This is a genomic window from Microbacterium sp. zg.Y909, assembly GCF_024626565.1.
In genome coordinates this window covers 1-8491 of sequence record NZ_JANJFJ010000190.1, presented here as the reverse complement: position 1 = coordinate 8491, position 8491 = coordinate 1, and the positions used below count along the sequence as shown (strand labels likewise).

The following is an 8491-nucleotide window of genomic DNA, read 5'->3' as shown; positions in this document are numbered from 1 at the left end:
ATTCGCCGCCCTCGCCGCGCGACCTCACGCGGACGTGCTGATCCTGGGCGGCGGCATCAACGGACTTGCCACCTTCCGCGACCTGGCCATGCAGGGGGTCGACGTCGCGTTGGTGGACCGGTCGGACTACGTCAGCGGCGCCTCCGCAGCGTCGTCGCACATGATCCACGGCGGGGTGCGCTACCTCGAGAACGGCGAATTCCGCCTCGTGCACGAGGCCGTCACCGAACGCAACGCGCTCCTGCGGACCGCGCCGCACTACGTGAGACCCCTCCAGACGACCATCCCGATCTTCTCCACCTTCTCGGGGCTGCTCTCGGCGCCCTTGCGGTTCCTCCGGCACGGCTCGGGCGCCACGCGTGAGCGCGGGGCCGCGCTGATCAAGATCGGTCTGGTCATCTACGACTCGTTCTCGCGCAGCGGCGGGCGGGTCCCGCGCCACGCCTTCCGCGGGCGCAAGCGCGCCCTGCACGAGCTCCCCGATCTGAATCCGGCCGTCAAGTACACCGCGACCTACTGGGATGCCTCGGTCCACGACCCCGAGCGGCTGGCGATCGACGTGCTGCGGGATGCGCTCGCGGCCGGCGCGGGGCAGGCCCGGGCAGCGAACTACACCGCCGCGGTCGGGGTGAGCGAAGGCGGCATTCTGCTGCGCGACGCGATGAGCGGCGATGAGACCGTGTTCCGAGCCTCCGTCATCGTCAACGCGACCGGCCCCTGGGCCGACCTGACCAATGCCGGCCTGGGCGACCCGGTCCGGCGCATGGGCGGCACGAAGGGGTCGCACATCGTCGTGGACAACCCCCAGTTGCTGGCGGCGACCGGAGGCAGAGAGCTGTTCTTCGAGAACGAAGACGGCCGGATCGTGCTGATCTACCCGCTGCGCGGTCGCGTGCTCATCGGCACCACCGACCTCGAGCACGACATGCGCGAGCCCGCGGTGTGCACCGAGGCCGAGGTCGACTACTTCATCGACCTGGTGCGGCAGGTGCTTCCCGGGATCAACGTCGATCGCAACGAGATCGTCTACCGCTTCTCCGGCGTGCGGCCGCTGCCTCGTCACGACGACGTCGCCCCCGGGTTCGTGTCGCGGGATTACCGCATCGACGAGACGCAGGTGGCGGGACTTCCCGCGGTCGTGCTGACCCTCGTGGGCGGCAAGTGGACCACCTTCCGGGCTTCGGCCGAGCGGCTTGCCGACACCGTGCTCGGCCACCTCGGTGCGCCCCGGCGTCGCTCGACGAAGGGCACCGCGATCGGGGGCGGACGCGGCTTCCCGACGACGCAGCGTGCCCGCGCGCAGTGGGTGAAGGCCAACGCCGGCGACCTGCCGGTGGAGAGGGTCGACCAGCTGCTCACTCGCTACGGCACGATCGCCGCCGAGGTCATCGCCGCCGTCACCGCCGATCCCGACGACAAGCCGCTCGCGAGCGCCGCCGGCTACAGCTCAGGGGAGCTGCGCCACCTCGCCGCGACCGAGCACGTGCGTCACCTCGATGACCTCTTCATGCGCCGCACGGACCTGGCCTTCACCGGCGCGGTCACCGCGGAAGTGGCACGCGAGGCGGCCGGCGCCATCGCCACGGTGCTCGGGTGGAACCGCACCCGCGTCGGGCAGGAGATCGATCGGGCGCTGCAGGCCGTGCACGCCGCCGACCCCGCCGGGGCGTCCGACCCGCCGCACCCGGCGCGTGCGGAACCCTTCGCCGACAGTCGGGAGGCGCGATGACCGACCACGTGATCGCGATCGACCAGGGCACGACGTCCACCCGCGCCATCGTCTTCGACGACGCGGGCGCCATCGTCACCACCGCTCAGCGCGAGCACGCGCAGATCTTCCCGCGGGCGGGGTGGGTCGAGCACGACCCGATGGAGATCTGGACCAACACCGAGTGGGTGCTGTCGTCGGCGATGTCGCGCGCCGGGGTGGGCGCGGGCGACGTCGCCGCCATCGGCATCACCAACCAGCGTGAGACCGCCGTGCTCTGGGACCGGCGCACCGGCCGGCCGGTGCACAATGCCCTCGTCTGGCAGGACACCCGCACGCAGCGGCGCATCGATCAGCTGGCGGCCGAATCCGACGCCGGCAGCCAGCGGTTCGCCGAGCAGACCGGGCTGCCGCTGGCGACGTACTTCTCGGCATCCAAGATCGCCTGGATCCTCGACAACGTCCCGGGAGTGCGGGCGGCGGCGGAAGCCGGCGACGTGCTCTTCGGCACCCCCGACAGCTGGGTGATCTGGAACCTCACCGGCGGCAGCCGCGGCGGCATCCACGTCACCGACGTGACCAACGCCTCCCGCACCCTGCTGATGGATCTGCGGACCCTGGAATGGTCCGACGAGATGCTCGAGGTCTGGGGGATTCCGCGGGCGATCCTGCCCGAGATCCGCTCGTCGTCCGAGGTGGTCGGCGAGGTCACGGTGCCCGGCGTCGCGCGCGGCATCCGTATCGCCGGCATCCTGGGCGACCAGCAGGCGGCCACCTTCGGCCAGGCGGCGTTCGACGCGGGGGAGTCGAAGAACACCTACGGCACCGGCAACTTCCTGCTCGTGAACACCGGGGACGAACTCGTGCGGTCGCAACACGGCCTCATCACGACCGTCGCGTACCGCCGAGAGGGCGAGGCGGCCCGGTACGCGCTGGAGGGGTCGATCGCCGTCACCGGCTCGCTCGTGCAGTGGCTGCGCGACAATCTCGGGATCATCCAGAGCTCGGGTGAGGTCGAGACCCTCGCGGCGACGGTGGAGAACAACGGCGGCGCCTACTTCGTGCCCGCCTTCTCGGGACTGTTCGCACCCTATTGGCGGCCCGACGCTCGCGGGGCACTCGTGGGCATGACGCGCTACGTCAACCGCGCGCACATCGCGCGGGCGGCCCTGGAGTCGACCGCGTTCCAGACGCGGGACATCGTCGAGGCCGTCGCCGCCGACTCCGGCACGACCCTCGACGAGCTGCGGGTGGACGGCGGCATGACCCGCAATGACCTGCTGATGCAGTTCCAGGCCGACATCCTGGGCATCCCGGTCGTGCGGCCGCGGGTGATCGAGACCACCGCGCTCGGCGCCGCCTACGCGGCAGGGCTCGCCACCGGGGTCTGGTCTGGGCACGACGAACTGCGCGCGTACTGGCAGGAAGAGGCGCGCTTCGAGCCGCGCATGGACGAGGACGAGCGCGAGCGTCGGCACCGGATGTGGCGCAAGGCTGTGACCAAGTCCTTCGACTGGGTCGACGAAGATGCCCGCATCCTCATGGGCACCGACGAGTAGGGCGCGAACGCTACTTCAGCAGGCGTGACAGCCGGCGGTCGGCGAGGATCTTGCCGCCTGTCTGGCAGGTGGGGCAGTACTCCAGCGAGTTGTCGGCGAAGAACACCGACCGCACCTCGTCGCCGCACACCGGGCAGGTCTCGCCGCGCCTGCCGTGCACCTGCATGCCGCGGCGCTTGGCATCCTTCAGATCGGCGGGGGGCTTGCCGGATGCCGTTGCAACGGCATCCGTGATCGTCTCCCGGAGGGCTGCGTACAGGCGGTCGACCTCGGCGTCGTCGAGCCCCGCCGCGAGGGCGTAGGGCGACATGCGCGCGGCGTGGAGGATCTCGTCGGAGTAGGCGTTGCCGACCCCCGCGATCACGGACTGGTCGCGCAGGACCCCCTTGATCTGGGTGCGCCGACCGGCGAGGAGTCCCGCGAGCGTGTCGCGGTCGAAGCCCGGATCGAGCGGGTCCGGGCCGAGGCGCGCGATGCCGGGAACGTCGGCCGGCGCGCGGACGACGTAGACGGCGAGGGATTTCTTCGTGCCGGCCTCGGTGAGGTCGAAGCCCGATCCGTCGTCGAAGGCGATGCGCAGGGCGATGGGGGTGCGACCGGGCTTGATGACGGTCGCCGGAAGCCGGTCGTACCAGCGCAGCCACCCCGCCTTGGCGAGGTGGAACACGAGGTGCAGCGTGTCGCCGGTCTCGGTGCGCGCGGCGAGGTCGACGAACTTGCCGTGGCGCTCGGCGCCGGTGATCTCCGCCCCGACGAGGGCGTCGACTGGAGGGTCGTACGTCTTCAGCGCGGCGATGTTCGCGACCGTCGCGCGCGACACGCGCAGGCCGCGTGCGCGCTCGCCGAGGAAGTCGACGAGCCCTTGCACTTCTGGCATCTCGGGCATACCGGCATCCTGGCACGGACCCGGGGAGCGTGGGCGGGGGGTTGCGTCGGTGCCACCGGGCGGCCGTGGGGCGCCGGCGAGGCGCGGGGTCAGACCGCCAGGATCGGCCAGTCCACCGGCGAGCGGTCGTCGGTGGGGAGGAGCCCGGCGACCCAGCCGTCGTGACGGCCGCGGGGGTCGACGAGCTTCCGGCGCATCAGGCCCTCGTAGCGGAATCCCAGCGAGCGCGCCGTGCGGGCGGAGGGGATGTTGCCGACGATCGCCTGCCACTCGATGCGCTGCAGGCCCAGCCCGTCGGGGTCGAACGCGAAGTCGATGACGGCGCGGGCCGCCTCGCCGAGGTAGCCCTGGCCGCGCGCGGACGCCGCCATCCAGAACCCGATCTCGGCGTCGCCGCCCACATGCAGGTGCTGCAGGCCCAGCATGCCGATCCACGCGCCGTCGCTGCGGACGGCCCAGGTCAGCTCGGTCTCGGCATCCCACCACTCGGCGGCCTTGGCGATGAAGTCGACGGCGTGGCTGCGGTGGTACGGCGAGGGCAGTGTCGTCCAGCGAGCGACCTCGGGGTCCTGCGCGGCGGCTGTGACGGCGTCGGCATCCGCCTCGGTCGGGAGCGACAGCTCGAGGCGGGACGTGCGGAGGGTCACCGGTTGCATCATTCGAGCCTAACCGCGCCGCGGTGTGCCCAACGCCGCCGGCCGCACCCGGGTCAGGCGCGGCGGAGCAGCCCGACGCGGTCGTACACGGTCGACAGCGTGGCGTCCGCGGCCTCTTCGGCGCGGGCGGCGTTGGCCGCGAGCACCCGGTCGAGCTCGGCGGGGTCGTCCAGCAGCTCCAGCGCGCGGGCGCGAACCGGTCCGAACTCCTCGACGACGACCTCGGCGAGTCCCTTCTTGAAATCGCCGTACCCGCGGCCGGCGTACTCGTCCTCGATCGAGGGGATCTGCCGACCGGTGAGGGCCGCATAGATCACCAGCAGGTTCGACACCCCGGGCTTGTTCTCGCGGTCGTACCGCACCGCGCCCTCGCTGTCGGTGACGGCGCGCATGATCTTCTTCGCCGACACCTTGGGGTCATCCAGCAGCCACAGCACGCCGGCATCCGACTCGGCGGACTTCGACATCTTCGCCAGCGGGTCCTGCAGGTCGTAGATACGGGCGGTCTCTTTCTGGATCACCGGCATCGGCACCGTGAACGTCTCGCCGTAGCGGGAGTTGAAGCGCTCCGCGAGGTCGCGGGTGAGCTCGACATGCTGCCTTTGGTCGTCTCCCACCGGCACGATGTCGGTCTGGTAGAGCAGGATGTCCGCGGCCATGAGGATCGGATAGGTGAACAGGCCGACCGTCGTGCCGTCGGTGCCATGACGCTGCGACTTGTCCTTGAACTGCGTCATGCGGCCGGCCTCACCGAACCCGGTGATGGTCGAGAGGATCCAGGCCAGCTCCGCGTGGGCGCGCACGTGCGACTGCACGTACAGCGTCGACCGCGACGGCTCGATGCCGGCGGCGATGTACTGCGCCGCCGTGCGACGGGTCTTCTCGCGCAGCTCGGCGGGGTCGTTCGGCTGGGTGAGCGCGTGCAGGTCCACCACCGAGAAGTACGCCTCGTACGCCTCTTGCAGGTCACGCCACTGCAGCAGCGCCCCGATGTAGTTGCCGATCTGGAGCGAATCGGCCGAGGGCTGCATTCCGGAGTAGAGACGGGGCTTGGTCACCCCTCCAGTCTAGAGAGCGGATGCCGAGGCCCTCACCGAGCCCGCGTCAGACCCCGACGGTGTAGTCAGCGATGACGGGCGCGTGGTCGCTCCACCGTGTGTCCCACGAGGGCGCCCGCACCACGCGGTAGTCCACCACCCGGTCCGCCAGCGCGGGGGAGGCCAGGTGGTAGTCGATGCGCCACCCGGTGTCGGTGTCGAACGCCTTGCCGCGGTTGGACCACCATGTGTACGGCCCGTCCACCTCGCCGTGGAAGGTGCGCCCCACGTCGACCCAGCCGAGCCCGGTGCCCGTCGATCCGTCGACGCCGGTGATCTGGGCGCCGACGGCGCCGGTGAACCGGTCGAAGTACGCCCGCTCGCGGGGGAGGAACCCGGCCTTCTTGACGTTGCCCTTCCAGTTGCGGATGTCGAGCTCGCGGTGCCCGACGTTGAGATCACCGGTGATCACGGCCAGCGCACCGTCGGCGGCGAGGTGCGGCATGCGGGCCTCCATGGCGTCGAGGAACGCGTACTTCGCCACCTGTTTGTCGGTGTCGGCCTGGCCGGTGAAGACGTAGGCGCTGACGACGGTGACCTGCTCGCCGTCGACGTCGATGTCGGCTTCGACCCAGCGACCCTTGGTGTCGAGGGTCTCGTCAGCGCCGAGGTCGGTGCGCCATACTTCCAGCGGCTCGCGGGCGGCGATGGCGACGCCCGCGCGGCCCTTCGCCAGCGCCTCGTCGTTGACGACGTGCCAGCCCGGCAGAGCGGCGGCGAGGTCGGATGCTTCGGCCCGCACCTCCTGCAGGGTGAGGATGTCGACACCGGCTTCCTCGAGCCAGGGCGTCATGCCCTTTCGGACGGCGGCGCGGATGCCGTTGACGTTGACGGAGGCGATGCGAAGTGTTCGTGGCACGACGAAAAGCCTAACCAGCGGCGCCGACACCCGACGCCGCGGCGAACCAGCGGAGCGCCGGCCCTCAGTCCAGCAGCCCGCCGGGGACGGGGCCGTCGGCCCGTGGCAGCGCCGCCTGCGCGCGAGCGAGCTCTTCCTTCGCCGCGCGCACGTCGCGGGCGGCTCGGCGGGCTCGGTACCAGGGCGCGCGCCGGCGCCGTTCCCGTGCCTCGCGCAGGTGCACCTCCGCGGCGATCACGAGCGCGCGCGCTTCGACGGCGCGGCGCTGCGCATCGCTGACCGGGGCGAGGGGGATGTCGTGGTCGGCGGCTGCGACCGCGATCCACGACGCCGCGACGAGGATGACGATGGCGACGAGGCGGAACCACACCAGGAACGCGATGAAGACCGAGAACGTCGCCAGCAGCGGATTGGCCGGGGTGTAGACCAGCAGCAGCCCGGCTCCCAGTTGCAGCACGCCGATCGCCGCCCCGCCGAGCAGCGCGCCCGGCCAGATGGTGGGCCACGGCACCGAGGCCCCGGCGAGAAAACGGAACAGCAGCGCCAGCGCGGTGGAGTTGATCGCGAAGGCCACCACGATCGACCCCACCCGGCTGACCACCGACACCCAGGTGGCGGCGTCTTCCCACCCGAACAGGTCGAACAGCAGATTGACCGCGCCCGAGGCCATCGCCCCGAGCCCCGCGCCGAGCACGAGCGCGACGCCGAACATGGCCGCGGCGACGAAGTCGCGTGCCTTCAGCACCAGGTAGCTGCGCGAATCGTACGGCAGGCCGAAGATGTCGCGCACGGCACGGCGGGTATAGGTGACGAAGCCGATGGCGGTCCAGATCGCGACCAGGACCGCCACGGAACCGGTGACCGCCAGCGCGCCCGTGCTGGAACGGGCGACCTGGGTGACATCCTCGGGCGACACCAGGCCGCCGGTGGAGATGAGGTCGGGAATGTAGAGGTTCACCAGCGCGATGAGGGCGTCGATGGCCTGCGTGCTGCCGCCGAGCCACAGCCCCACGATCGCGAACGCGAAGTACAGCACCGCGAACATCGCGAACAGCGACTGGTAGCTGATGCTGGCGGCCAGCAGGAACCCGTTGTGCCGCAGGAAGTGCCGCCAGACCCGCACCGGGAAGGCCTTCAGGGTGCGCCGGCGCAGCGCCGACGCGCGCTCGATCGGCTCGTCCAGGCGTTCGCGCAGCACCGAGTCGTCCCAGCGGGCGCGCCACGATTCATCCCGCACGTCGTCGGGCGTGCCGTTGCGGCCGGAGTCGCTCACGCGCCCAGCGTAAGCGAGGGCGGATGCCGCAGGTCGCAGCATCCGCCCTCGGTGACGTGTGTCCTACTTGCGCAGGATCGCCTGCTTGACCTCGGCGATGGCCTTGGTCACCTCGATGCCGCGGGGGCACGCCTCGGTGCAGTTGAAGGTGGTGCGGCAGCGCCACACGCCCTCCTTGTCGTTGAGGATGTCCAGGCGGGCGTCGCCGGCGTCGTCGCGCGAGTCGAAGATGAACCGGTGCGCGTTGACGATGGCGGCGGGCCCGAAGTACTGCCCGTCGGTCCAGAACACCGGGCACGACGATGTGCAGGCCGCGCACAGGATGCACTTGGTCGTGTCGTCGAAGATCTCGCGGTTCGCGATCGTCTGGATGCGCTCCTTGCCCGGCTCCGGCTTGGAGGTGGAGATGAGGAAGGGCTGCACCTCGCGGTACGACGCGAAGAACGGCTCCAT

At 71.0% G+C, this 8491-nt stretch carries 8 protein-coding genes; 2 read left to right on the top strand and 6 right to left on the bottom strand.

The genetic code is table 11. The features are described from left to right. Together NQ160_RS13870 and glpK are read left to right on the top strand one after the other, a co-directional pair. Positions 1-1729: glycerol-3-phosphate dehydrogenase/oxidase (locus tag NQ160_RS13870; RefSeq protein WP_306853381.1), on the top strand; the 1729-nt coding region annotated here is incomplete at its 5' end. Next, positions 1726-3267, top strand: coding sequence for a glycerol kinase GlpK (glpK, locus tag NQ160_RS13865; protein ID WP_257515799.1), 1542 nt, complete (start codon positions 1726-1728; stop codon positions 3265-3267). The genes NQ160_RS13870 and glpK, both read left to right, overlap by 4 nt. 10 nt (positions 3268-3277) lie before the next feature. Here the strand turns inward: glpK and NQ160_RS13860 are convergent, their stop codons facing one another. The 6 genes from NQ160_RS13860 to NQ160_RS13835 all read right to left on the bottom strand — a co-directional run. Further along, positions 3278-4153, bottom strand: a complete 876-nt coding sequence (locus tag NQ160_RS13860; RefSeq protein WP_257515798.1) for an Fpg/Nei family DNA glycosylase — start codon at positions 4151-4153, stop codon at positions 3278-3280. 89 nt (positions 4154-4242) lie between these two features. Next, the gene (locus tag NQ160_RS13855) at positions 4243-4809 is read right to left on the bottom strand and encodes a GNAT family N-acetyltransferase (RefSeq protein ID WP_257515797.1); all 567 of its coding nucleotides are present in this window, start codon (positions 4807-4809) and stop codon (positions 4243-4245) included. 53 nt (positions 4810-4862) lie between these two features. Continuing rightward, positions 4863-5867 (bottom strand): tryptophan--tRNA ligase, encoded by a 1005-nt coding sequence (gene trpS / locus NQ160_RS13850; RefSeq protein WP_257515796.1) that lies wholly within the window; start codon positions 5865-5867, stop codon positions 4863-4865. Between the two features lie 46 nt (positions 5868-5913). Then, positions 5914-6765, bottom strand: a complete 852-nt coding sequence (locus tag NQ160_RS13845; RefSeq protein WP_257515795.1) for an exodeoxyribonuclease III — start codon at positions 6763-6765, stop codon at positions 5914-5916. 64 nt (positions 6766-6829) lie between these two features. Further along, entirely contained in the window at positions 6830-8038 is a 1209-nt protein-coding gene (locus tag NQ160_RS13840; RefSeq protein WP_257515794.1) for a YihY/virulence factor BrkB family protein, read from the bottom strand. A gap of 63 nt (positions 8039-8101) precedes the next feature. Continuing rightward, positions 8102-8491 (bottom strand): 4Fe-4S dicluster domain-containing protein (locus tag NQ160_RS13835; RefSeq protein WP_257515793.1); only part of this gene is annotated, 390 nt, incomplete at its 5' end.

What these genes read in the sequence shown, in the direction of transcription:
- glpK (WP_257515799.1), top strand. Translation starts at nt 1,726, where the DNA reads ATGACCGACCACGTGATCGCGATCGACCAGGGCACGACGTCCACCCGC.
- NQ160_RS13860 (WP_257515798.1), bottom strand. Translation starts at nt 4,153, where the DNA reads ATGCCCGAGATGCCAGAAGTGCAAGGGCTCGTCGACTTCCTCGGCGAG.
- NQ160_RS13855 (WP_257515797.1), bottom strand. Translation starts at nt 4,809, where the DNA reads ATGCAACCGGTGACCCTCCGCACGTCCCGCCTCGAGCTGTCGCTCCCG.